The organism is Streptomyces sp. NBC_00310, assembly GCF_036208085.1.
Lineage (GTDB): Bacteria > Actinomycetota > Actinomycetes > Streptomycetales > Streptomycetaceae > Streptomyces.
Window position 1 is genome coordinate 6,419,387 of the sequence record NZ_CP130714.1, and the last position, 24,008, is coordinate 6,443,394.

Consider the following 24,008-nt stretch of genomic DNA (forward strand, 5'->3'; position numbering starts at 1 on the left):
TGGAGGGGTGTCAACCCGAAGTTGACACTTGGCGGGCGTCCGGCTCCGCCCTCACTTCGGCGAGGTCGCCAGCCGCACCGCCAGCCCCGCGAACACCGTCCCGGTGAAGATGTTCAGCCCCCGTGCCACCCGGCGACTGCGGCGCAGCACCCGCGTGAGGCGACCGGCGACGAGCCCGACCGAGCCGTCCCACAGGAAGCCCATCACCACAATGGTGCAGCCGAGCAGCAGGAGTTGGCCGGGTACGTGGCCGAGGGAGGGGTCCACGAACTGCGGCAGGAACGCCACGTTGAAGAGGATCACCTTGGGGTTGAGGAGATTGGTGACGGCGCCCTGCCAGAAGGCCCGCCGCAGCCCGGCGCCCGCACGGCCGCCCGCACGGCCGTCCGCCGCCGTTCCGGAGCCGGCGCCGCCGTCGTCCCCCGGCACCGACCGGTCCCGGAACGCCTTCACCGCGAGGTACAGCAGATACGCGGCCCCCAGCCACCGCAGCACGTAGTAGAGCACCGGCAGCGCCTCGAACAGCACCGAGAGCCCCAGCGCCGCCGCCACGGTGTGCACCAGCATCGCGCTCGCCACGCCCGCCGCCGCCATCACCCCGACCGCCGGCCCGCCCCGCCCCCCGACGGCCACGATGAACATCATGTCGGGCCCCGGCGTCACACAGAGCGCGAACGCCGCCACCAGAAACGCCACGTAGAGAGATCCGTCAACCATGAGGCCATGCTTGACAGTTCGGGCAGGGGAGGGCGACCCCGTTCCACCCACTGGGACATGGCACGCAGGCTGAACAACGGGGCCCCGATAGGGGCGCGGGTGTTGCCCGGCGTTGAAGATGCCGACGAAGGCGACGTTCACGATGCCCATGGACTCTGACGGCGACGCCCCACCGTTGGGTGTTCAGGTGGGGCGGTCGTCGGCAAGGTGTCGTTTTCATCGGCGAAATGCCGGTGGTTCACCACCTGTATTCGGTACTCAAGATCAGGCCGTCATCCGCCGGATGTCGTCGGTGATGCCCTCCAACGGCGCCGTGTTGCGGATGGAGGCGAACCAGTCCCACAGCTCCAGAGCGTGGTAGAGGCGGTAGAGGCCGACCCGCTCGCTCCAGTCGGCGGGCAGCGTGCCGTAGCCGTCGCAGAGCGCTTCGCGCTTGTCCTGGTCGTCGTGGACGGAGTAGTAGTCGGTCTTGGCCACGTCCATCAGCGGGTCCGCGGCGATCGCGTTCTCCACGTCGATGAAGCCGCTGACCTGCCATCCGCCGCCTTCCTCGGCGACCAGGACGTTGCCCTCGTGGAAGTCGTTGTGGCACAACACGGCATGTCGGCACGCGCCGAGCAGGTCGGCCTGCCGAGCGACCTTCGCTTCGATGGCCGTCGCGAGTGCTGCATCGCCCCCGTGATCGGCGTACTCCCTGAGCTTCTTGTGGAACTGCCTTGTCATATAGGCGGTGTTCGTCGGCTCGGGATCCAAAACCCGCGTGGTGAGGTATCCGTAGGCGCCCTGCGGGATCTGGTGGACCGCAGCCATGCAGCCCCCGATCTGGCGGTAGATCTCCCGCAGCGATGCCCTGTCGAGGGCGTGGCTGACGGCGGACAACGGCTGGCCCCTGAGCATCGTCATCACCGTGTAGCAGCGCCCGAGCGCGTTGTCGGCGTCCCCATGGTGCAACACGGCCGGCACCGGCCCGACACCGTGCTGCTGAAGCAGCTGGTAGACGTAGATCTCCTTCTCCTGTTTCCAGCGCCATTGATCGTCATAGATCTTGATTACGACCGGCTCGGCCGCCCCGACGAACCGGATCTCGAAGATCGTGCTCAGCTCCCCACCAGTACGCAGAACGACCTCCCCGACGGGCGCAGCGGGAAGGACGGGATGCAGGAGTTCCTCGGCCATCGCCGGCGGCAGCGCTGTTGTAGCGGACATGCTGAAACCGTAGACGCCAGAGCGACAGGATCAGACGAAGGCCGCCCCTACGTCCGGCGAACGCGCAGGTGAGCGACCTAGTTCGAGAATCATTTCGACCTCAGACCATAAAAACCAAGGTGAGGTGCACGAGTGGGAGTTCGGCGGGCGGCGGTGACGGCGGGACCGACACCGAGAAGGACGGCTGAGGCCAGGCGCCCCCGCGTCAGTATTCGGCGGCGGTGATGTCACCGACGGGGATGCAACTGACATCCGAGATTCCCCGCTCGCACAGTGTGGCGCCCTCCAGGTTCGCCTTCTCCGACACGATCTGCCAGGCCCAGTGGTAGTACACGGTGTTCGGCTGGAGGGTGCCGAACACCGAGTCGATACCCTTGGCTCCCTCGCCGCCGTAAAGCATCTGGTCCTCGGTCATGTACGGCGTTGCGCCGTCGAGTACGCCCCCGATGTGCGAATCAAGCTCGTCCTTGAGGCTCGGATAGTCGATCGCCAGCGCCGCGTAGGGCGCGTGAATGCTGCGGTTGCGGGGCTCGGCCTCCACGCGCAGGAGCAGGGTGAGCGCCATCGTGCCGGCCGGCGGAGGAGTGCCTGGGACGTTCACCGCGGTCTCGGCTTTGAGGATCTGGACGGTGTACGTGTACTTGCCGTCCACGTGCAGCACGGGCTCGCGCGCCGAAGGCATCTTCTTCGGTTCGGGTTGGGCGGTCGCGTTCTTGCCCGGCGAGGGGGTCCCTGACGCTGCCGGCGACTCGTCTCCTCCGGCTTCGGCCGTGTCCGCCGTGTCGCCGTTGCCGCACGCCGACAGTGCGGTCATGACGACGACAGCGGCACACGCCCACCGCCTGGGCGCGCGGATCCGTCGGCCATCCCTCATTGAGCTACTCCCCCGGTTACCACACATGAGAAAATCCAGTAACTAGGCGATCACCTTAGGCGATGGCCATGACAACGCGGGCGTCCGGGCCTCAGCCCTTGCGGCCGGTCGCGGCGACGGTGATGCCCAGGCCGATCATGGTGAGGCTGCCGACGCCGCCGACCGGGGGAGAGCCGCCGGGGTGAGCGGGCGAACCAGTCCCGGGCGGTGGCCCCATCAGCCAGGCGTGGGCGGCCGCGATGGAGTTCTTCGAATGGGTGAACCGGGCGCCGCTCTGGAAAGCGGGGGAGACCAGAGGCGACGCGGGCCGGAGTCAGCTCGGGTCTCGGGCTCGGGACCTTGATCGCAGCCGGCAGCATCCAGGACAACTATGGCGGCGCCATCTTCGCCGTCGTGACCTGTGCGGTCGTCTCGCTTGTCCTGCACGTCAGGTCCAGCCGTACCCAGGGGCGTTGAGCGCGGTACTCGATACTCCAGAACCCCACCGCTCGTAGCTGACGAGACGCGGCGGGCGGGACGGGATCGGGTCCGGTGTCGACCAGCAGCATCGTGAAGTACACGCGAACGTGCTCAGCCTGCTGCTCGAACCGCCGCAGCCAGCCCCGCACCGTCTCCACCGGCCGTCCCAACACCGCGGCGATCGTCCTCGCACCTGAACCAGACGCCTTCGCCACCCGAACCCGCACTCGCCCCCCCCGACACGCACACCCACCCCGGTTGACGCCCCTCACCTCACCGCCGCCCCACCGCCCCGGCGACCGCGACCACGGCCACGACCCCGCACACCCCCACGCACGCCCCGGCCGCCTCCCACGGCACAGCCACCCCCACCGGCGCCGACACCATCCCCAACGCACCCACGACCCCCGCCAGGTTCACCGCGGTGACCGCCACTCCCAGCACCACTCCCACCAGGACCGCGACCAGCGCCTCACCCACCACGACCACCCGCACCTGCCCGCGAGTGGCCCCGGCCAGCCGTAGCGACCGCAGCTCCGCACCCCGCGCCGACGTGGCCATCAACAGCGTCCCGGCCAGCGCGATCCCCGCGTACACGAGGGCGATGCCCAGCACCACGAGGAACCCCAGCCGGGTGTGCGCCTTGGTGCCGGGCCGGTTCGCCGCGAGCCACTCCTCGGCCGACCGCACCGTCCCGCCGGCCCCCGCCGCCGCCCCCTCCAGCGCCGCCGCGACCCCCGCCCGGTCCGCCCCGCTCCCCACCCGCACCTCGACCCGGTCCACCACCGCCCCGCCGGCGTTCGCGGCCGTCACATACGCCCCGTTGTCCCCGGTGCCCCGCGCGAGCACCGCCACGATCCGCAGCCGTACCGGACGCCCGTCCCCGAGCCACACACGCACGCTCTGCCCGACCTCATGCCGTTCCCACTCCTCGTTCACGACGATCGACCGGTCGTCGAGATCCCGCACGTCACCGGCGACCACCGGCAGCCGCGCCACCGACGCGAAGGCCGCCACATCCGCCACGGCCCGCGCGTCCGACCGCACGAGCGCGCTCCCCTCCTCCACCACGTACACGGCGGTCGAAGCCGACCCGGCCACAGTCGCCGTCGCCCCGGTGCCCCTGGCCACGTCGGTCCGCAACCCCCCACCCGGTTCACCCGTGACCACGAAGTCCGCCCGGGTCCGCGCCTCCGCCTCCGCCCCCTTCGCCTGCGCCACGGTCCCCGCGGCCCCCAGCAGCGAGCCGGCCAGCGCGACGGTCACCAGCACCGGCGCGGCGACGGCGGCGGTGCGGCGTACGGACGTGGCCGCGTTCTCCCGGATCAGCAGCCCCGCGGCCCCGGGCAGCACCGCCCCCACCAGCCGTACGACCGGCCGGACGAGCAGCGGTGCGAGCGCGGCCGCCGCCGTGATCAGCAGCATGGGCTGGGTGGTGTACGTCTTCCGCTTCAGCAGTTCGGCGGGGTCGGTCCCCACCTTCCAGGCCAGCAACCCCAGTCCACCCGCCAGCAGGACAGCACCGATCACCCGGCGCGACAGCGGCAGCACCCCCGTGTCCACGGATGCCTCGCGCAACGCCTCCACGGGCCCGATCCGCCCGGCCCGCCGCGCGGCCACCCAGGCCCCCGCGAGCGCGACCGACACCCCCGTCCAGAAGGCCACGTGGTACGGCCACACCACCGCACCCGGCACCGCGAACCACGTCGGCGCGACCCCGCCGTCCACCAATGCCCGTACCAGCACGGGCGCCCCCCACGCCCCCAGCGCACACCCGGCGCCGGACGCCACGACCCCGACCGCCACGGCCTCCCCGAGCAGCAGCCGCCGTACCTGGCCCGGTGTCGCCCCCGCCATCCGCAACAGCCCGAACTCCCGCCTCCGCAGCGCCACCACGAACGCGAACGTCGACGCCGTCACGAACACCGACACGAACGTGGTGACCCCGCCCGCCGTCCCCAGCAGCGAGTTGACGGCGACCAGCGCCTCCGCGTCCCGCTCGTACGACGGATCCACCCGCCGCCGCGCGTCACTCGTCAGCACCCGCGCCCGATCCCCGACCACCGCCCGTACGTCGGCGACGGCCGCGTCCACCCCGGCCGCGTCCACCCCGGCCGCCCCGATCTCCTCCTGCGAACCCATCGTCACCGGCCCCAGCTTCCGCAGCTCGGCGAGCAGTCGTTCGTCCACAGGGTGTGGATACGCCAGCTTCTGTGACACCCGGGCCGTGCCCGGCCCTCGCCGCACCTCCACCGTGAGCCTGTCCAGGCCCGCCACCACGACGGGGGAGGAGCCGAAACGCTCCGGCGCACGCGCGGGCGGGTCGAGCGTCGCCGCGAGCCCGAGCCCCATGGCGGTCATCACCCCGACCCCCAACGCCACCGCGACGAACGATCCGATCAGCGCCGCCCACCGCGTACGCAACGACGCCAGGGTCAGCACGTCACACCCCCGACAGCCCCGTCCCCGACAGCCCCGTCCCCGACAGCCCCGTCCCCGACCGCCCCGGCGATTTCCCGAACCGCGCCCCGGGCCGCCCCCGCGACCCCGCCGCCCGGCGCCGCGGCCCTCCGCTCCAGCCCCGCCATGTACGCCGCCACCCTCTCCACGGACGGACGGGTGACCTCCCCGCTCACCCGCCCGTCGACCAGGAACACCACCCGGTCCGCGTACGACGCGGCCACCGGATCATGCGTGACCATGACCGTGGTCTGGCCCTCCCGGTCCACCAACTCTCGCAGCAGACACAGCACTTCACGGCTGGTCGTGGTGTCGAGCGCCCCGGTGGGCTCGTCGCCGAAGAGGACCGCCGGGCGGGTGATCAGCGCCCGGGCCAGGGCGACCCGCTGCTGTTGTCCGCCGGACAGCTGGGCCGGCCGGTGTCCGGCCCGCTCCGCCAGCCCCACCCGGGCCAGGGCCTCGCGCACCGCTCCACGCGCGGGCCGCCGCCGGGCGAGCCGCAGCGGCAGGGCGACGTTCTGCGCGGCGGTGAGGGAGGGGAGGAGGTTGAAGGCCTGGAACACGAAACCGATCCGCTCCCGGCGCAGCAGCGTCAGCCGCCGCTCGCTCAGCCCGGACAGCTCCACCCCGTCGACCCGCACCGTCCCGCCCGACGGCCGGTCCAGCCCCGCCGCACACTGCAGCAGCGTCGACTTCCCCGACCCCGACGGCCCCATCACCGCCGTGAAGGTCCCGGCGCCGAGGTCGAGGTCCACCCCGTCGAGGGCGACGACCTCCCCGTACGACCGCCGCAGGCCGCGTACGCGTACGGCCGCGAACCCCGTCTCTTCCGCCCCTGCCGAGGCCCTGTCCGTCCCTGTCGTGGTCATGCCCCAAGCGAACCGTCCGAGCCCCACCCGCACACGACCCCTGGGGGGCGTCCTCGGGGTAGGGCCGGCCCTACCCCCGCCCCCGTCCACCGCCTTGGGCGACCGCCCCCGTCCACCGCCTGGGCCGTCCCCGTCCACCGCCTTGGGCGACCGCCCCCCTCCACCACCCCCACGCCATGACACGATCGAACACGTGAGTACGACCAGCACGGTGGACCGCGCCTTCGAGGCGGCCCTCTACGCCGACACCGACGCCGCCCTCGACACCGGCGCCTCCCTGCTCGCCGCCGACCCGGCGGCGGACGTGGAACTCGCCCGGCGCGGACGGGAGTTCGTCGCCGGGGCCTGGCGGCGCGGCTGGCAGCCCGCCGACGTCGTACGGTTCGTGCGGCGCGAGCTGGAGGACGAGCACCTACGACTCCTCGCGCGGCTCGTCGTCGAGGAGCACGAGCAGGAGCACGAGCAGGGGCCCGAGGCGGGGAAACGGCAGTCACCGCCCGGCCCCCGCTGGGCCGCCCAGCTCGACGAGGTCAGGGAACTCGCCGCGCACCCCACCCGCGCGGACCGTTTCTCGCACGCCACCGCGGCCCTGGAGCTGTACCGCCTCCTCCTGCGCCTCCCCACCCTCGAACCCCTGGACCGCCCGCAGTCGACCGGCGGCGCACAGAACTCGCCCCACCCCGAATCCCGCATGCTCAGCCGGATCCGCGCGCTCCTCGCCAAGGCGGAGGCGACCGGTTTCCCGGAGGAGGCGGAGGCCCTCAGCGCGAAGGCGCAGGAGCTGATGGCGCGGCACAGCATCGACGAGGCGCTGATAGCGGCCCGCGCGCACAGCAAGAACGCGCCCGGCGCGTGCCGGATCGGTGTCGAACCGCCGTACGAGACGGCCAAGGCGGTGCTCCTGGACGCGGTCGCCCGGGCCAACCGCTGCGAGGCCGTCTGGAACGAGGACCTCGGCTTCTCCACGGTCGTCGGTTTCGAGGCCGACCTGGAGGCGGTCGAGCTGCTGCACACCTCGCTCCTCGTCCAGGCCACCACCGCCCTGACGAAGGCGGAGGCCGCCCAGCGCAAGGGCGGCCGCAAGCGGACCAAGACCTTCCGGCAGTCCTTCCTGGCCGCCTACGCCCACCGCATCGGCGACCGGCTGGCGGCGGTCGCCGAGGCCCAGGTCGCCGAGGCGGAGGCCGAGAGCGCGGGCACGGGCGGGGCGGGCGCCCCGGAACAGGACCTGCTGCCCGTGCTCGCCGCCCGCGATGTCGCCGTCCGCGAGCAGGTCACCCGTATGTTCCCGGACACGGTCACCACCCGCGTCCGGGGCGTCAGCGACCTGGCCGGCTGGCGGCAGGGGGCGGAGGCGGCCGACCGTGCCCAGGTCGGGGCGCGGCCCCGGCTGCCGTCATGACCCGTACGCGGCGGTTCAGTCGCCCGCCGGCAGGAACGGCCCCACCGTCGCGTCCAGCGTGCTCTCGGACTTCACCGCGACCTCGGGGTCCGGCCACTTGAAGCTGCTGACCTTGCTGTCTCCGGGCAGGGTGAGCCTCAGCTCGTCCACCGCGGCGCTCTTCTCCGAGTCCCCGGCGACCCCGTGCACGTAGGTGATGGTGAAGGTCATCGCCTGACCGGCCTCCAGCGTCACCTCGGTGTCCGGGGACGCGCCCTCCTGCGGCTGGAGCGCCCAGGACTTGCCGCCGGCGACCAGGTCGACCCCGGCGAGGCCCTTCAGCGTGCAGGCGGCGTCGCCCTTGTTGGTGACGGTGACCGGCACGCCGCCCTCGTCGCCGGCGGCCGGGGCGGCGCTGCTGGGCCCGACCTCGAACCCGGCCTGCGCGGCCGTACAGGCGCTCCCCTCCGCGCTCTCGGGGGTGGCGGCACTGGTCTTGCCGTCGTCACCTCCGTCACCTCCGTCACCCCCGCCGCAGGCGGTGAGTGCGAGGGCCGCGAGGAGGGCGGCGGCGATGGCGGTCGGAGTGGTGCGCATGGGGATCCCGGTGGAGTTCGTGGCTGTCACAGCACAGCCGGTGGTGGTGTGAACGTGCGGACGGGCCGCGAAACCCGGAGGTTCCGCGGCCCGTCCGACACATGATCTACGATCCGCGGCTCGCCGTACGCCCGATCTACGACCCGGCGCTCGCCGTGGGCAGATCCGTCGGCAGCCCCGACGGCATGGACCCCTCCGCCTTCTGGAACGTCTCCTCGCCGACGCCGCCCTCCCACGTGATCGTGAGGGACTTGGCGCTCACCTTGTCCACCATGCCCTCGGTGCGGTCGTCGCTGCCGTCCTGGCACGTGAGGCTGATCATCTGCATGTTCGCCGCGTCGGAGACCTTGCCGCCGCACACGGATTTGCCCACGAAGACGGCGACCTCGGCGCCGTTGACGAACAGGGCGACCGGCTTGCCGCCGGTCGTGGCCAGCCAGCTGCCCTGCAGTTCGGTCTCGGCGCCGGAGGAGTCCGAGGAGTCCCCGGAGCCGCCGCCGTCCGCGCTGTCCGTCGGCGTCGGGGCGGTCGACGACTCCTTGGCGTCGGAGTCGCCGCCGTCACCGCTGCACCCGGTCAGCACGAGCGCGGCCGCGAGCCCGGCCGCCGCCGCCGCGACGCGCACGCGCCGGCGGGCGGAGGAGGCCCTGGTCACGGGCTGTGCCGTAGTCGCCGTACTCGCCGTAGTCACTGGAGGTCTCCCAAAGCTGTGGCCGGATCCGGTCGCCGCGGCGACAGCGGCAAGCTACCAGGAGCGGCTCTGCGGCAGATGGCCGGGAACTGTGAGGACTCCGAGGACGACGAACGCGGCGACGGCCGGGCGCCAGTCGTACGCGGCGACGTCCCGCGACCCGTCGTACGCGGCGACGGCCGGGCGCCAGTCGTACGCGGCGACGTCCCGCGACCCGTCGTACGCGGCGACGTCCCGCGACCCGTCGTACGCGGCGACGTCCCGCGACCCGTCGTACGCGGCGACGTCCCGCGACCCGTCGTACGCGGCGACGTCCCGCGACCCGTCGTACGCGGCGACGTCCCGCGACCCGTCGTACGCGGCGACGTCCCGCGACCCGTCGCACGCCGCGACGCCCCGCCACCCGCCGCAAGCCACGACGCCCGCCACCACGGCACCCGACCGCTCCGCCCCTACCAGGACGACTTGCGCACCCCCGGCAGGAACCCCGCATGTGCCTGCTCCCGCAGGCTCACCCGGGACAGCCCGAACGTCCGGAAGTACCCCCGGGGCCGGCCGTCCACCTGGTCCCGGTTGCGGACGCGGGTCGCGCTGGCGTCGCGCGGCTGTGCGCGCAGCTCCCGCCGGGCGGCGTCGCGTTCGGCCTCCGTGGCGGACGGCCGCCGGATGATCTCCTTCAGCTCGGCCCGCCGCTCGGCGTACCGCGTGACGATCTCCCGCCGCTTCTCGTTCTTCGCGATCTTGCTCTTCTTCGCCATCAGACCCGGACCCCCCGGGCGCGGATCCGCGCGACCGCGGCCTCGACGCCGATGACGTCCACGGTCTTGATCCCCTTGGTGCTCAGCCGCAGCCGCACGTGGCGGTTCTCGCTGGGCAGCCAGTAGCGCTTGGACTGGATGTTCGGGTCGAAGCGGCGGGACGTTCGCCGGTGGGAGTGCGAGATGCGGTTGCCGAAGCCGGGCCGGGCGCCGGTCAGCATGCAGTGGGCGGACAAGGTGATGCACCTCTCTCGATCAGGTGATGCAAATGGAATTCATTTTCAGTAAGGTATCAGCATGGCACGCAACGAACTCCGCCCGGTCATCAAACTCCGGTCCACGGTCGGCACCGGCTACACCTACGTCACCCGCAAGAACCGCCGGAACGACCCGGACCGGCTGACGCTGCGCAAGTTCGACCCGAGGGCCGGCCGCCACGTCGACTTCCGAGAGGAGCGCTGACCGACGATGAAGAAGGACATCCACCCGTCGTACGGGCCCGTCGTCTTCCGAGACCGCGCCGCGAACCACACCTTCCTCACCCGCTCGACGATGACGAGCGAGAAGACGATCGAGTGGGAGGACGGCAACACCTACCCCGTGGTCGACGTCGAGATCTCGAACGTCAGCCACCCCTTCTACACGGGCACCGCGCGCGTGCTGGACACGGCGGGGCGCGTGGAGAAGTTCGAGAAGCGGTACGGCGCCGGGAAGAAGCGAGGCTGACCGACGTGACCCAGCTGTCTGTCGCGATCGTCGGCGGGCTGCACGCCGACGCCCGGCGGGCCGCCGTCGAGGCGCTGCTCGCCGGGGTCCCGGGCAGCGTCGCGCTGCACCACGACCTCTCCACCGCTGCCGACGGCCCCGACGCCATGGTCGTCCGGACCGTCCGGGACGCGGCGGGCCTCATCTCCACCGGTGAGACCCCGCTCGTCAACGACTGCGCCTGCTGCGCCCTCCGCGAGGACCTCGTCCCCGAACTGGAGCGCCTGGCCGACGCGGGCCTCACCCGCCTCGCCGTGGTCGAACTCTGGGACTCGGTGGAACCGAAGGCGATGGCGGAGGTGGTCGCGTCCGGCGGCCTCCGCCTCACCTCGGTGATCACGGCCGTCGACCCGGCCCTGCTGCTGCCCTACCTCGGCAACGGCGACGACCTCGCCGAGCGGGGCCTCGCCGCCGCCACCACCGACCAGCGCACCGTCGCAGACACCTTCGCCCGCCAACTCGAATACGCCCCGGTCCTGGCCGTCCTGGACTCGGAGGAGGCGGACGACGAGGACAGGGCCCTACTGGCCCAACTCCACCCGACGGCACAGAGGGTGCCCATCGGCGGCCGGTGGCGTGCCCCTGAAGTGGCCGGAGGCCCTGAAAGGGGCGCGGGGCAGCATCGATCTGCGGCTCCGCCGCGGGGCGCGACCAGCCACGACGAACCCGCACCCGGCAGCCCACGGCACTCCGCACGGCGCCCCCCGGCCCTGATCACCGCGGCGCTCGCCGGCTTCGACGTGGACGCGGCCGCCGCCGCCCAGCACCCCGCCTGCGCCCTCCTGCCCACCGACGCCGACGAATCCGGCGTCACCACCCTCGTCTGGCGCCGCCACCGCCCCTTCCACCCGGAGAGGCTGTACGCGGCGCTCGAAGACCTCTGCTGCGCGGCGGCCCGCAGCCGCGGCAGGTTCTGGCTGGCCGAGCGCCCCGACACCCTGCTGCACTGGGACGCGGCCGGCGGCGCCCTGTGCGTGGAGTCGGTCGGCCCCTGGCTCGCCTCGCTCCCGGACGCCGCCTGGGACATGGTGCCGCCGGTCCGCCGGGCCGCAGCCGCCCTCGACTGGCACCCGGAACACGGCGACCGCTGCCAGCACCTCGTCTTCACCTCCCCGGGCCTGGACCGCGACGGACTCGAACAGCTCCTGGAGTCCTGCCTGCTCACCGACGCCGAGTACGCCGCCGGCCGCACCGCCTGGGAACGGCTGCCGCGCCCCTTCGACACCTTCCTGGAGGTCTGAACCGCCATGCCCCGCAAGCCGGAGCGCAAGCCCGCCAAGTCCCGCCCCAACCCGCTGGACCAGGCCGGGATCACCTACATCGACTACAAGGACACCGACCTCCTGCGGCGTTTCCTCTCCGACCGGGGCAAGATCCGCAGCCGCCGTGTCACCCGCGTCACCGCCCAGCAGCAGCGCCGACTCGCCCGCGCCATCAAGAACGCCCGCGACATGGCGCTCCTCCCGTACTCCACCCGCTGACACCACACCCCGAACCTCCGAACCACCACCCCCACCCGGCCCCCGGGGAGGCTCCACGACCTCCCCGGGGGCACTCGTTTCCCGCCATCCTGCACACGGCCGCCCCACCCCCTGAACCGCGCGCACCCGCCCCCCGTAGGGAGGGACAGGGGGTCATGAATCAGGACGACATGAGCCGCCTGCGCCGCCGATGGAACAGGAATGCCCCGACATGCGTCTCTCCAGTGCTGTAACCGTGGGGCCACCCCTCGTGCACGTGCATCTGCCCGTGCACGCGCAGGTGCATCCGCTCATGCGTCAGCACATGAACAAAGCTATGATCCGGGGCAGTTGACCACCGCATCACTGGCATCACTGGCCACACCAGTGCCCATGCGCATCACGCGCATCACTGCACCACCCGGGGAGCGACCTGTGGACCACGACGTGTACGGCGTGGATGACGTGTACAACGGCATGGCCGCGACGGAGCTGACCGAGCTCCACGCGGTGGCCTGGCAGAAGAGCCGGCACAGCAACTCGCAGGGCAACTGCGTGGAGTTCGCCCGGCTGCCCGGCGGTGAGGTGGCGGTACGCAACTCCCGCTTCCCCGACGGTCCGGCGCTCGTCTACACCCGCGCCGAGATCGAGGCGATGCTCCTGGGCATCAAGGACGGTGAGTTCGACCACCTGGTCGGATGACGCCCGCCCGGCGGCGGGAGGCCGGCGGACCCGACGATGTGACACGCGTAGAACCGCGGCGCCGAAAAGCGCCGCGGTTCGTCAGTGGGCGGAGGGCAGGCCCGGCCCCGGCGGCACCTGGAACAGCGCCCAGACCACCTTGCCGCTGAGCGCGCCGCCCAGCGGATGCCAGCCCCAGCTGTCCGCGAACGAGTCGACCAGGAACAGCCCCCGCCCCGACTCCGCCGAGAAGTCCTCGGAGTCGCCCGTGACCGGGCTGTCGTGACTGGGGTCGCGCACCGCGCACACCAGCCGCTCGGTCCAGCGCATCAGGTGCAGCCGGACGGGCGGGTCCTGGGCCGGGCGGAGCCCGTTGCTCGTGGGCAGGCCGTGTCGCAGGGCGTTGGTGACGAGTTCCGAGACCACGAGACAGACGTCGTCGAAACGGTCGTCCAGCCGCCACTGGCCGAGCGTGCCCCGGGTGAACTGCCGTGCCTCGCGCACCGCTTCGTAGCGGGGCGGCAGCGCACAGGACGCGGCGTTGGACACGGTCGCGGGATCAAGTGGCGGAAGTCCCTGCCGTAAGGGTTCGAGCATGGTCGATCCATTCGTCCCCATGCGAGGCACTCCCGGGTGTTCGCGGTCGTTGCGATGCAGCGGTGGCGCGGGACCATGGTTTCTGATGCGTACAGCAGATGCAAGGGCAGATGCACGTGCACGCGCCCGAAATGGACCTGACCATACCGCTTGCTCAACATTTCTTCTGTCGCTCTGCTCCCCTCTCTCCCCTGCCTCGTCCGTCTCAGATGTTGAAGGCTTTCCATTTCTGTAACCGGGCGAGTGCGGATCGGAGTGGTTTAGTGGCAGACTGCGGCCCTTGAAGAGTTGGGGAGGCTGGACGAACGTGGGTGCCGGTGAATCGAGCGGGTCGGTGGTGAGGCGGATGCTGCTGGGCTCGCATCTCAGGCGGCTGCGCGAGTCGCAGGGGATCACCCGGGAGAAGGCCGGGTACTCGATCCGCTCCTCCGAGTCGAAGATCAGTCGGATGGAACTCGGCCGGGTCAGCTTCAAGACCCGTGACGTGGAGGACCTGTTGACCCTCTACGGCGTCACCGACGACGCGGAACGCACCTCGCTGCTCTCCCTGGCGAAGGAGGCCAATGTCGCCGGCTGGTGGCACAGCTACTCCGACGTCCTGCCCAGCTGGTTCCCCACCTACGTCGGCCTCGAAGCGGCGGCCCATCTCATCCGCAGCTACGAAGTCCAGTTCGTGCACGGCCTGTTGCAGACCGAGGCGTACGCCCACGCGGTCGTCGCCCGGGGCATGAAGGGCGCGAGCGAGGCGGAGATCGACAAGCGGGTGGCCCTGCGCATGGAGCGCCAGAAGTACCTGGTGGCCGAGAGCGCCCCCGAGTTCCACTGCGTCCTCGACGAGGCGGCGCTGCGCCGGCCGTACGGCGACCGGGAAGTGATGCGGGGTCAGCTCCAGCATCTGATCGACCTCTCGGAGCGCCCGAACGTGACGATCCAGGTCATGCCGTTCAGCTTCGGCGGCCACGCGGGCGAGAGCGGCGCCTTCACCGTGCTGAGCTTCCCCGAGTCCGACCTCACCGACGTCGTCTACCTCGAACAGCTCACCAGCGCGCTCTACCTGGACAAGGGCGAGGACATCGCCCAGTACGAGCGGGCGATCAAGCAGCTCCAGGACGACAGCCCGTCCCCGGCCGAGAGCCGGGACCTGCTGCGCGGGCTGCTGCAGCTCTCCTGAGGCCCGACGGAGGCCCACCGGCTTCCCTGAGACTCTTCACAGAGTCTCCCAAGTAGCTCTCCAACTCCCTTTACCCACCAGTACGATGACGAGTGATCAATCTTGATCGATGCCGACTGATTGAGGATCACATGTCGTCCTACTTCACCGACCTGGCCCAGCAGTACATCGGCGGCGAGTGGCGCCCGGGCTCAGGCTCCTGGGACATCATCGACTTCAACCCGTACGACGACGCGAAGCTCGCGTCGATCACGATCGCCACGGTCGATGAAGTGGACGAGGCCTACCAGGCCGCCCAGGCGGCCCAGAAGGAATGGGCCGAGGTCAACCCTTACGCGCGGCGCGCGGTCTTCGAGAAGGCCCTCCAGGTCATCGAGGAGCGCGAGCAGGAGATCACCGAGGTGATCATCGCCGAACTCGGCGGTACGCACCTGAAGGCCGGGTTCGAACTGCACCTCGCCAAGGAGTTCCTGCGCGAATCGATTCAGCTGGCGCTTCGCCCCGAGGGCAGAATCCTTCCGTCGCCGGTCGACGGCAAGGAGAACCGCCTCTACCGCGTGCCGGTCGGTGTCGTGGGCGTCATCAGCCCCTTCAACTTCCCCTTCCTGCTGTCCATCAAGTCGGTCGCCCCGGCCCTCGCCCTCGGCAACGGCGTCGTGCTGAAGCCGCACCAGAACACCCCCATCGCCGGCGGCACCCTGGTCGCGAAGGTCTTCGAGGAGGCCGGCCTGCCCGGCGGGCTGCTCAACGTCGTCGTCACCGACATCGCCGAGATAGGCGACGCCTTCATCGAGCACCCCGTCCCCAAGGTCATCTCCTTCACCGGCTCCGACAAGGTCGGCCGCCATGTCGCCACCGTCGCCGCCCAGAACTTCAAGCGCACGATCCTCGAACTGGGCGGCAACAGCGCGCTGGTGGTCCTGGACGACGCGGACATCGACTACGCCGTCGACGCGGCCGTCTTCTCGCGCTACGTCCACCAGGGCCAGGTCTGCATGGCCGCCAACCGCGTCCTGGTGGACCGCTCGATCCAGGCCGAGTTCACCGAGAAGTTCGTGACCAAGGTGAAGTCCCTGAAGGTCGGCGACCCGAGCGACCCGCAGACGGTCATCGGCCCCGTCATCAACTCCTCCCAGGCGGACTCCCTCAAGTCCGTCGTCGAGCAGGCCCTCGCCGAGGGCGCCACGGCCCTCGTGCACGGCGCCACGACCGCCAACCTGGTCGAGCCGTCCGTCCTCACCGACGTCCCCGCCGACTCCGCCCTCCTGAGGCAGGAGGTCTTCGGCCCGGTCGCCTTCCTCATCCCCTTCGACGGCGAGGAGGAGGCCGTCCGCATCGTCAACGACACCCCGTACGGCCTCAGCGGCGCCGTCCACACCGGTGACATCGAGCGGGGCGTGAACTTCGCCAAGCAGATCGACACCGGCATGTTCCACGTCAACGACGGCACCGTCCACGACGAGCCCCTCGTCCCCTTCGGCGGCGAGAAGCACTCCGGCATCGGCCGCCTCAACGGCGAGACCACGGTGGACGCCTTCACCACCCAGAAGTGGATCTCGGTCCAGCACAAGCGGAGCTTCTTCCCGTTCTAGTGAGGCGGCACTGGTCTCCCGCTCGCGCGGTTCCTCTCCGACGGGTCCTTGCGGACAGAACCTGACCGCAAGGGCCCGTAGCTTCGTCGGTGTCAGAGGGGCTCTTCCGAAGCCCTCGGTCCGACGAAAGGCAGACGGTCATGGTCACGCACGTGAGCGCGGAGGCGAAGGGCGACGAGCGAGGGGCGCTGCTCGCCTTCGTGGCCGAACAGCGCGGTGGCGTCCGCCGCGCGCTGCTCGGACTGACCGACGAGCAGGCCTCCAGCCGGCCGAGCGCCAGCGAACTCTCCCTGGCCGGGTTGCTCAAGCACGTCGCCGAGGTCGAGCAGGGGTGGATCGCCCGGGCCAAGGGCGAGCCCCCGACGACGCACCGGGACGAGTCGAACTGGCACGAGTGCTTCACCCTCGTGGGCGACGAGACCGTGGAGTCGCAGCTCGCCTACTACGAGAAGGTGGCCGCCGAAACGGAGGCGTTCATCCGCGCGGTGCCCAGCCTCGACGACACCTTCGAACTGCCGAAGACGTCCTGGAACCCGAAGGACGAGTGGCTCTCGATGCGCTGGCTGTGCCTGCACCTGATCCGCGAGACAGCCCGGCACGCCGGTCACGCCGACATCATCCGCGAATCGCTGGACGGCGCCACCGCCTTCGAGCTGGTGGCGAAGGAGCAGGGCGCGAGCTGGGGGTGACCCCGCGTGGTTCTACGCTGGGCCCATGTCAGCGATCCGTCTTCTCGTGCTGGGCGCGGTGCGCCAGCACGGGCGGGCCCACGGCTACCAGGTGCGCAACGACCTGGAGTACTGGGGCGCGCACGAGTGGTCCAACGCCAAGCCCGGCTCGATCTACCACGCCCTGAAGCAGATGGCGAAACAGGGACTGCTGGTCGCGCACGAGATCGCCCCCTCCACCGCGGGCGGACCGCCCCGCACCGAGTACGAGATCACGGAGAAGGGCACCGAGGAGTACCTCAGGCTCGTGCGCGAGTCCCTCACCGCCTACGACCAGAAGCCGGACATCCTCTCCGCGGCACTCGGCACCATGGTCGACCTCGGCCGGGAGGAGGTGCTCGGACTCCTGGAGGAGCGCGTGCGCTCCATCGAGCAGTGGCGCGGGGCCGTCACCGAGTACTACACCCCCGAGGACGGCCCCGGTCAGCTCGGCCACATCGGCGAGATCATGAATTTCTGGATCCACTCCGCCGACACGGGCGCCGAGTGGACCCGCGGCCTCATGGACCGCATCCGGGGCGGCGCCTACACCTTCGCGGGAGAGGGCGAGCCGTTCGTCGGAGTCCTGGTGGAGGGCCAGGAGAACCCGTACGCGACGGGGGAACGGCATCCGGAGGACGACCACTAATCAAGTTTGACCACTGGGCTTCGAAGGGTTACTTTGAGTATGTAGTCAACTTTGACTAATGATCTCGACCCCTGGGGAGGTCCCGCAATGACGGATTCGGCGATCACTGTCGAAGGGGCACGCAAGAAGTACGGCGGCAGGAGCGGAAAGGTCGCCCTCGACGGGCTCGACCTCCGGGTGGCCGGCTGAGCAAGTAGCGCCCCTGAAAGACACGGCCCCGCGCCGGCACCCGCCAACGGACCCGCACCCGCCCGATCCAGGCCGCTCCCTAGTGATGGAACCCCGTCGCCGTCCCCTTCTCCCGGATCAACGGTCCGGACTGCCGCCGAAGTTCGGGCAGCAACTGCCCGAGATCCTCCAGGAAGAGTGCCGCGAGATCGGACGTGAACCCGTTGCGGCACACCACCCGGAGCACGGACAGATCCTCCCGGTTCTCCGGAAACGTGTACGCCGGTACCAGCCACCCCTTCTCCCGCATCCGCCGGGCCACGTCGAAGACGTCGTACGCGCCGACGCCCTCCTCCGTCGTGAAGGCGAACACCGGCAACTCGTCCCCTCGTGTGAGCAGCCGGAAGTCCCCGAACTTCCCGACCTGTTCCGCGAGCCCCACCGCCACGTCCCGTGTCGACTGCTGCACCGCCCGGTATCCCTCACGCCCGAGCCGCAGGAAGGTGTAGTACTGCGCGACCACCTGGGCCCCGGGCCGCGAGAAGTTCAGCGCGAACGTGGGCATGTCGCCGCCCAGGTAGTTCACCCGGAAGACCAGTTCCTCCGGCAACTCCGCGGCGGACCGCCACAGCGCCCAGCCGACCCCCGGATACACCAGCCCGTACTTGTGCCCGGAGGTGTTGATGGACGCCACCCGAGGCAGCCGGAAGTCCCACACCAGCTCCTCGTCGAGGAAGGGCGCGACCATCGCGCCGGACGCGCCGTCGACATGGACGGGCACATCCACGCCCGTACGTTCCTGAAGGTCGTCGAGCACCGCGCACAACTCCGCGATCGGCTCGTAGGACCCGTCGAAGGTGGACCCGAGAACGCCCACGACCCCGATGGTGTTCTCGTCGCACAGCGCCGCGGCCGCCGCCGGATCGAGATGAAACCGGTCGCCCTCCATGGGCACCTGCCGGGCCTCGACCTCCCAGAAGTTGCAGAACTTGTCCCAGCAGACCTGGACGTTGACCCCCATGACGAGGTTGGGCCGGGCGTCCGCCGAGGGGTACCGGTCGGCGTTCCGCTTGGCCCACCGCCGTTTCAGGGCCATCCCGGCGAGCATGCAGGCCTCGCTCGAACCGGTGGTCGAGCAGCCGACGGCGGCGCTCGGATCGGGCGCGTTCCACAGATCGGCGAGCATCGCCACGCACCGCCGCTCCAGCTCGGCCGTACGCGGGTACTCGTCCTTGTCGATCATGTTCTTGTCCCGGCACTCGCCCATCAGGACCCCGGCCTCGGGCTCCATCCAGGTGGTGACGAAGGTGGCGAGGTTCAGCCGCGAGTTGCCGTCCAGCATGAGTTCGTCGTGGACGACCTGATACGCCGTGGAGGGGGCCAGTGGGGCGTCCGGGAGCCGGTGTTTGGGCGGGGCCTCGGTCATGCCGCCGACCGGGTTGGCCTGGCCGTAGAAGGGGTTCACGGCGAGGCGGTGCCCGTCGTTCCGGGGGTGCCCGTCGTCCTGCGAGGCGTCGCTGTCCCATCGGTGCAGTGGCATGTCTTCGACGGTAGGTCCGCCGCCGGGGACGCGCACCTCGCACGGACGCCGCGCCCCTGAAGGATCGGGCCCTGCTTCTGAGGGGCGCAGGGGAACCGCGCGACCAGCCCCCACGCACCCGAACCCGCCGCCCCACCGACCCCCCACCCCCTCAGGCGTTCAAAGACTTGCACCTCACGCGACGTGAGGCCCCAGCCTGGAACCCGTACCGAGAAAGGGAGCGGAAGCATGGGCTACACCGTGGGACAGGTCGCGGGCTTTGCCGGGATCACGGTGCGCACGCTGCACCACTACGACGAGATCGGCCTCCTCGTACCGAGCGAGCGCACCGGCGCGGGCCACCGCCGCTACGGCGACGGCGACCTCGACCGGCTCCAGCGGATCCTGTTCTACCGGGAGCTCGGCTTCCCCCTCGACGAGGTCGCGACCCTGCTCGACGACCCGGAAGCGGACCCGCGGACGCACCTGCGCCGCCAGCACGAGCTGCTGACCGCCCGGATCGAGAAGCTGCAGAAGATGGCCGCGGCCGTGGAGCACGCCATGGAGGCAAGCAAGATGGGCATCAACCTCACCCCCGAGGAACGGTTCGAGGTCTTCGGCGACAAGGACCCCGAGCAGTACGCCGAGGAGGCGGAACAGCGCTGGGGCGGCACGGAGGCGTACGCCGAGTCGCAGCGCCGCGCCGCCTCGTACACCAAGGTCGACTGGAAGCGCATGCAGGACGAGGTGGCCGACTGGGGCGCGCGCTACGACGCCCTGATGGCCGCCGGTGAGGAGCCGACGGGCGAGGCGGCCATGGACATGGCCGAGGAGCACCGGCAGCACATCGGCGCCTGGTTCTACGACTGCCCGTACGAGATGCACCAGGGCCTGGGCGAGATGTACGTCTCCGACGAGCGCTTCAAGGCGTTCTACGACTCCACGCGCCCGGGTCTCGCCGAGCATCTGCGGGACGCGATCGTCGCGAACGCGGCCCGGCGGCGCCCCTGACCGCACGGCTGACCACACAGCTTGGTCTCAGGGCGGGCACAGGGCACTCTGGAGGAGCCGGTGGAACCTAGTGGGGTGACCGTGCGTTGATAGCTTTGGTCACCCCTATGGGTCCCACCGTCGTGGGTCCTCACCCACAGGCACCCACGTTCTCTCACCCCCCAGGAGCCCGGAACCGTGACGACGATCGCCCTCGGACCGAGCTGGTTGGATCCGGACTATCTGCTCGACTCGTTCGGCATCTGGGGCCTGCTCCTGATCGTGTTCGCCGAGTCCGGCCTCCTCATCGGCTTCTTCCTGCCGGGTGACTCGCTGCTCTTCACGGCGGGCATGCTGATCACCGCCAAGACGCTGGACTTCCCGCTGTGGCTGGCCATCGTCCTGATCTGCGTCTCCGCGATCCTGGGCGACCAGGCGGGCTACATGTTCGGCAAGAAGGTCGGGCCCGCGCTCTTCAAACGGCCCGACTCCCGCCTGTTCAAGCAGGAGAACGTCACCAAGGCCCACGAGTTCTTCGAGAAGCACGGCCCGAAGTCCCTGATCCTGGCCCGCTTCGTGCCCATCGTGCGGACGTTCACGCCGATCATCGCCGGCGTCAGCGGCATGCGGTACCGCACGTTCCTCATCTTCAACGTCGTCGGCGGCATCCTCTGGGGCGCGGGCGTCACCCTCCTGGGTTCCTGGCTCGGCCAGATCGAGTTCGTCAAGACCAACATCGAGGCGATGCTGCTCCTCATCGTCTTCATCTCGGTGCTGCCGATCATCGTCGAACTCCTCAAGGCGAGGAAGGCGAAGAAGAACCAGCCCCAGCAGTCCCACCCCCAGCAGTCCCAGCAGCCCCCCGCCGCCCCGGTCATGGACGACGCCACGACCCAACTCCGCCGCGTCCCCCCGGCCGACCCCCAGCCGCAGCCGTACGACCCCCACCAGGGCTACGACAACCAGGGCTACGACCAGCAGGGCTACGGCGACCAGGGTTACGGCAACCAGCAGGGCTACCAGCAGCAGGGCCACCAGGACTACGGCTACCAGCAGCCCCCGCAGCAGCCGTACGCCCAGCAGTACCCCCAGGGCAACCAGTACCCCCCGAACCAGAACCAGCAGGGCTACCAGGGCCAGGACCACCCGCAGTACTGACCCAGCGGGCCACGCACCCGCGCTCCCGTCACTCGGGGGCGCGGGTGCTTTTGTTTTTGGGGGGCGCGGGGCTGTATCGGTGTGCGGCTCCGCCGCGTGGGCGCGGGCAACCACGACGTACCCTCACCCGCCAACGCACCCGCCAACGCACTCGTACCCCCGAGCTGTCAGGCGCTCAGAACCCCCTGGTCCGCTTCGCGGCCTTCCGCCCCGCCCGCGCGGCGCCGGGCAGGAACAGCCGGAACACCTCGGACCCGAGGTTCACCCCGATCGCGATGGCCATGGCCAACGCCGCCGCCTTCGTCAGTGACACCAGCCCCGCGTCCACATTGTTCTGCGCGAACCCCAACAGCCCGAAATACGTGGCCGATCCCGGCAGCAGGGGCCCGATCGCCGCGGTCGTATAGGGCAACGCGGAAGCGAACCGATACCGCGACAACAACTGCCCGAACAGCCCCACCACGCCCGCGGCCACGGCCGTGGACGCCACCGGCGAGATACCGCCCGCTTCGTGCATGGCCCCGTACACGGCCCAGGCGACACCCCCGTTCAGGGTCACCGCCAGCACGGTGGATCGTTCCTGCTGAAGCAGCAGCGCGAAGGTCAACGACAGCAGCATCGACGCCCCGAGCTGCAACAGCGGCCGGTCCGCGCTGCCGAGCGCCGCGTCCGGGTTCAGCTCGGCGCCCAGCTTCACGCCGAAGTACAGGACGAGCAGCACCCCCACCACGATGCCCACGAAGAGGTACATGACCTCCAGCAGCCGGGCGGAGGCGGTGATGTAGTAGCCGGTCAGCCCGTCCTGCACACCCGCGACCAGCGCCCGCCCGGGCAGCAGCGCGAAGAGCCCACCGGTGATGACGGCGGACGCCTCCACGTCCACCTGCACCAGGGTCAGCGCCAACCCGATCGCCGCCGGGGGCATCGCCGCCACCAGGAACTGGTAGAACTCCGGCAGCCCCCGCCCCGAGCACACCCAGGCCAGCCGGTCGCCGAGCATCGCGCCCAGCGCCGCGGCGACGAAGACGACGACCCCACCGCCGACCAGCACGGACGCGGCCCCCGCGAGCAGCCCGCTTGCCGTGGTCAGCGCCCAGCCGGGATACGGATGCCGATTACGCCGTATCTCCGCGAGCCGCCGGTAGGCCTCTTCCAGCGAGGTCGTGCTCTCCGAGTCGCTGAGGTCGTCCACCAGCTGGAAGACGGCGGCGAGCCGGGTGTAGTCGGTGGCCCGGCGCCGTACGATCCGGGACGCCGTCACCGGGTCGTCCACCAGCGACGGCTGGTAGGTGATCGACAGCTGGGTGAAGGTGACGGTCGGCTCACAGCGGTCGAGGCCGAAGGAGCGGCAGACGGCGAACATCGCCGCCTCCACGTCCTCCGCGCCCTCGCCGCCCGCGAGCAGCAATTCGCCGATACGCAGGGTGAGGTCGAGCACCCGGGGCACGGCGGGCCCCGTCTCGCCCTCCACGCGCGTCGGCGCCTCCGGGGCGGGACGCTCCGCCACCGGCATCCGCAGCATCGTCCGCATCCGGTCCTGCCAGGGCACGTCCTTGGTCAGGCTGACGACCGGGATCCCGCTGGCCGGTGTGAACGCGACCGGCGCGTGTCGCGCGCTGTAGGTCCGCGGCAGACTGAACGCGGACCCCTCCTGCTCCGTCGCCACCGGCTCGGGCGGCGCCAGCCCCTCCGGCAGGGCGAACTCGGAGGTCGCCTGCGCCTCGGACTCCGCCCCGGTGGCCGGTACGTCCAGTCCGGCCGGGATCGCGAACTCCGAGGTCACCGACGCATCGCCGTCGATCCCCAGAACGACGCCCACCGGCACGAACGCACTGCCTGCCTCATCCGACACCGGCTTGCGGTCCTCCTCCGGCCCGTGGGCCTCGGGTTCCGTCACTCCCACTCCGCCGCGCTCCCAGTACGACACCTCAGGTACGCCTCAGTATGCGCACCGACACTTACCTGTACGCGAACGGGCCACGCACCCCACCAAGGGGGTACGCGGCCCGTTCGCGAGACAACCGACAAGGCAGCCGGGGTCAGTGACCGCCCTGCTCCTTGAAGCGCAGGTACGACTTCTCGACCTCGGCCTCGGCCTCGGTGCGGCCGACCCAGTCGGCGCCCTCGACGGACTTGCCGGGCTCCAGGTCCTTGTAGACCTCGAAGAAGTGCTGGATCTCCAGGCGGTCGAACTCCGAGACGTGGTGGATGTCACGCAGGTGCTCCACACGCGGGTCGGTCGCCGGGACACACAGCAGCTTGTCGTCGCCGCCGGCCTCGTCCGTCATCCGGAACATGCCGATCGCACGGCACTTGATGAGACAGCCCGGGAAGGTCGGCTCGTCCAGGATGACCAGCGCGTCCAACGGGTCGCCGTCCTCGCCGAGGGTGTTCTCGACGAAGCCGTAGTCGGTCGGGTAGGCGGTCGAGGTGAAGAGTCGACGGTCCAGGCGGATCCGACCGGTCTCGTGGTCCACCTCGTACTTGTTCCGCGAACCCTTCGGAATCTCGATCGTGACGTCGAACTCCACCGGTGGCT

General features: G+C 70.7%; 27 protein-coding genes and 2 pseudogenes. 13 read left to right on the plus strand and 16 right to left on the minus strand.

Translation table 11 applies throughout. The annotated features are described in order from the left end of the window. Positions 1-51: 51 nt before the first annotated feature. The 7 genes and pseudogenes from OG202_RS28055 to OG202_RS28085 form a co-directional block, all read right to left on the minus strand. The gene (locus tag OG202_RS28055) at positions 52-717 is read right to left on the minus strand and encodes a LysE family translocator (RefSeq protein WP_326579446.1); all 666 of its coding nucleotides are present in this window, start codon (positions 715-717) and stop codon (positions 52-54) included. 264 nt (positions 718-981) lie between these two features. Then, the gene (locus OG202_RS28060) at positions 982-1,923 is read right to left on the minus strand and encodes a phosphotransferase family protein (RefSeq protein ID WP_326579444.1); all 942 of its coding nucleotides are present in this window, start codon (positions 1,921-1,923) and stop codon (positions 982-984) included. Positions 1,924-2,128: 205 nt separating this feature from the next. Next, entirely contained in the window at positions 2,129-2,737 is a 609-nt protein-coding gene (locus tag OG202_RS28065) for a hypothetical protein (RefSeq protein WP_326579442.1), read from the minus strand. A 151-nt stretch (positions 2,738-2,888) separates the two neighbouring features. Next, a pseudogene (locus tag OG202_RS28070) lies at positions 2,889-3,009 on the minus strand (lysine transporter LysE); the annotation flags it as partial. 156 nt (positions 3,010-3,165) lie between these two features. After that, entirely contained in the window at positions 3,166-3,429 is a 264-nt protein-coding gene (locus OG202_RS28075) for a hypothetical protein (RefSeq protein WP_326579440.1), read from the minus strand. 100 nt (positions 3,430-3,529) lie between these two features. Then, the gene (locus OG202_RS28080) at positions 3,530-5,698 is read right to left on the minus strand and encodes an ABC transporter permease (protein ID WP_328223792.1); all 2,169 of its coding nucleotides are present in this window, start codon (positions 5,696-5,698) and stop codon (positions 3,530-3,532) included. Next, the gene (locus OG202_RS28085; protein WP_328223793.1) at positions 5,692-6,585 is read right to left on the minus strand and encodes an ABC transporter ATP-binding protein; all 894 of its coding nucleotides are present in this window, start codon (positions 6,583-6,585) and stop codon (positions 5,692-5,694) included. Before OG202_RS28085 ends, OG202_RS28080 begins: the two co-directional genes overlap by 7 nt. A gap of 193 nt (positions 6,586-6,778) precedes the next feature. On the opposite strand from OG202_RS28085, the gene OG202_RS28090 reads away from it, so the two are divergent. Continuing rightward, entirely contained in the window at positions 6,779-7,987 is a 1,209-nt protein-coding gene (locus OG202_RS28090) for a DUF2786 domain-containing protein (protein ID WP_327728356.1), read from the plus strand. 15 nt (positions 7,988-8,002) lie between these two features. Here the strand turns inward: OG202_RS28090 and OG202_RS28095 are convergent, their stop codons facing one another. The 5 genes from OG202_RS28095 to rpmB form a co-directional block, all read right to left on the minus strand. After that, positions 8,003-8,563: a DUF4232 domain-containing protein gene (locus tag OG202_RS28095; RefSeq protein WP_327728355.1), complete on the minus strand. Its 561-nt coding sequence runs from the start codon at positions 8,561-8,563 to the stop codon at positions 8,003-8,005. 136 nt (positions 8,564-8,699) lie between these two features. Beyond that, positions 8,700-9,218: a hypothetical protein gene (locus OG202_RS28100; protein WP_327728354.1), complete on the minus strand. Its 519-nt coding sequence runs from the start codon at positions 9,216-9,218 to the stop codon at positions 8,700-8,702. Positions 9,219-9,308: 90 nt separating this feature from the next. Then, a complete protein-coding gene (locus tag OG202_RS28105) occupies positions 9,309-9,671 on the minus strand; it encodes a hypothetical protein (protein ID WP_328223794.1) in 363 nt (120 codons plus the stop codon). Positions 9,672-9,706: 35 nt separating this feature from the next. After that, positions 9,707-10,012: a 30S ribosomal protein S14 gene (rpsN, locus tag OG202_RS28110; RefSeq protein ID WP_327728352.1), complete on the minus strand. Its 306-nt coding sequence runs from the start codon at positions 10,010-10,012 to the stop codon at positions 9,707-9,709. Continuing rightward, positions 10,012-10,248 (minus strand): 50S ribosomal protein L28, encoded by a 237-nt coding sequence (rpmB, locus tag OG202_RS28115; RefSeq protein ID WP_028796437.1) that lies wholly within the window; start codon positions 10,246-10,248, stop codon positions 10,012-10,014. Before rpmB ends, rpsN begins: the two co-directional genes overlap by 1 nt. 61 nt (positions 10,249-10,309) lie before the next feature. On the opposite strand from rpmB, the gene rpmG reads away from it, so the two are divergent. The 5 genes from rpmG to OG202_RS28140 all read left to right on the plus strand — a co-directional run bounded on the left by rpmG (position 10,310) and on the right by OG202_RS28140 (position 12,939). Beyond that, complete coding sequence (rpmG, locus tag OG202_RS28120; protein ID WP_327728351.1) at positions 10,310-10,474, plus strand: 50S ribosomal protein L33; 165 nt, start codon at positions 10,310-10,312, stop codon at positions 10,472-10,474. A gap of 6 nt (positions 10,475-10,480) precedes the next feature. Continuing rightward, positions 10,481-10,738: a type B 50S ribosomal protein L31 gene (locus tag OG202_RS28125; RefSeq protein ID WP_033524682.1), complete on the plus strand. Its 258-nt coding sequence runs from the start codon at positions 10,481-10,483 to the stop codon at positions 10,736-10,738. Between the two features lie 5 nt (positions 10,739-10,743). Beyond that, positions 10,744-12,018: a CobW family GTP-binding protein gene (locus OG202_RS28130; protein WP_327728350.1), complete on the plus strand. Its 1,275-nt coding sequence runs from the start codon at positions 10,744-10,746 to the stop codon at positions 12,016-12,018. Between the two features lie 6 nt (positions 12,019-12,024). Next, positions 12,025-12,258 (plus strand): 30S ribosomal protein S18, encoded by a 234-nt coding sequence (rpsR, locus tag OG202_RS28135; RefSeq protein ID WP_326579417.1) that lies wholly within the window; start codon positions 12,025-12,027, stop codon positions 12,256-12,258. A gap of 414 nt (positions 12,259-12,672) precedes the next feature. Beyond that, a complete protein-coding gene (locus tag OG202_RS28140) occupies positions 12,673-12,939 on the plus strand; it encodes a DUF397 domain-containing protein (RefSeq protein ID WP_033524685.1) in 267 nt (88 codons plus the stop codon). An 81-nt stretch (positions 12,940-13,020) separates the two neighbouring features. Here OG202_RS28140 and OG202_RS28145 read toward each other — a convergent pair whose 3' ends face one another. Next, positions 13,021-13,536, minus strand: a complete 516-nt coding sequence (locus tag OG202_RS28145) for an ATP-binding protein (protein ID WP_326579412.1) — start codon at positions 13,534-13,536, stop codon at positions 13,021-13,023. Positions 13,537-13,861: 325 nt separating this feature from the next. Between OG202_RS28145 and OG202_RS28150 the strand changes: the two genes are divergently transcribed. From OG202_RS28150 to OG202_RS28170, 5 genes and pseudogenes are all read left to right on the plus strand, one after another. Beyond that, positions 13,862-14,686, plus strand: a complete 825-nt coding sequence (locus OG202_RS28150) for a helix-turn-helix domain-containing protein (RefSeq protein WP_405896087.1) — start codon at positions 13,862-13,864, stop codon at positions 14,684-14,686. A 131-nt stretch (positions 14,687-14,817) separates the two neighbouring features. Continuing rightward, the gene (locus OG202_RS28155; RefSeq protein WP_326579408.1) at positions 14,818-16,278 is read left to right on the plus strand and encodes an aldehyde dehydrogenase family protein; all 1,461 of its coding nucleotides are present in this window, start codon (positions 14,818-14,820) and stop codon (positions 16,276-16,278) included. A gap of 140 nt (positions 16,279-16,418) precedes the next feature. Next, positions 16,419-16,967 carry a DinB family protein gene (locus tag OG202_RS28160; protein ID WP_328223795.1) on the plus strand — a complete coding sequence of 183 codons (549 nt, stop codon included), beginning with the start codon at positions 16,419-16,421 and terminating at the stop codon, positions 16,965-16,967. A 25-nt stretch (positions 16,968-16,992) separates the two neighbouring features. Further along, positions 16,993-17,634, plus strand: a complete 642-nt coding sequence (locus OG202_RS28165) for a PadR family transcriptional regulator (RefSeq protein WP_327728347.1) — start codon at positions 16,993-16,995, stop codon at positions 17,632-17,634. Positions 17,635-17,721: 87 nt separating this feature from the next. Further along, a pseudogene (locus OG202_RS28170) lies at positions 17,722-17,817 on the plus strand (daunorubicin/doxorubicin resistance ABC transporter ATP-binding protein DrrA); the annotation flags it as partial. A gap of 85 nt (positions 17,818-17,902) precedes the next feature. Here the strand turns inward: OG202_RS28170 and OG202_RS28175 are convergent. Beyond that, the gene (locus OG202_RS28175) at positions 17,903-19,342 is read right to left on the minus strand and encodes a glutamate decarboxylase (RefSeq protein WP_328223796.1); all 1,440 of its coding nucleotides are present in this window, start codon (positions 19,340-19,342) and stop codon (positions 17,903-17,905) included. 228 nt (positions 19,343-19,570) lie between these two features. On the opposite strand from OG202_RS28175, the gene OG202_RS28180 reads away from it, so the two are divergent. Further along, complete coding sequence (locus OG202_RS28180; protein ID WP_327728345.1) at positions 19,571-20,332, plus strand: MerR family transcriptional regulator; 762 nt, start codon at positions 19,571-19,573, stop codon at positions 20,330-20,332. A gap of 177 nt (positions 20,333-20,509) precedes the next feature. Next, positions 20,510-21,469 (plus strand): DedA family protein, encoded by a 960-nt coding sequence (locus tag OG202_RS28185; protein WP_327728344.1) that lies wholly within the window; start codon positions 20,510-20,512, stop codon positions 21,467-21,469. Between the two features lie 175 nt (positions 21,470-21,644). Here the strand turns inward: OG202_RS28185 and OG202_RS28190 are convergent, their stop codons facing one another. Beyond that, entirely contained in the window at positions 21,645-23,372 is a 1,728-nt protein-coding gene (locus OG202_RS28190; RefSeq protein WP_328223797.1) for a threonine/serine ThrE exporter family protein, read from the minus strand. Between the two features lie 136 nt (positions 23,373-23,508). Next, entirely contained in the window at positions 23,509-24,000 is a 492-nt protein-coding gene (locus OG202_RS28195; protein WP_020113767.1) for an inorganic diphosphatase, read from the minus strand. Positions 24,001-24,008 lie beyond the last annotated feature (8 nt).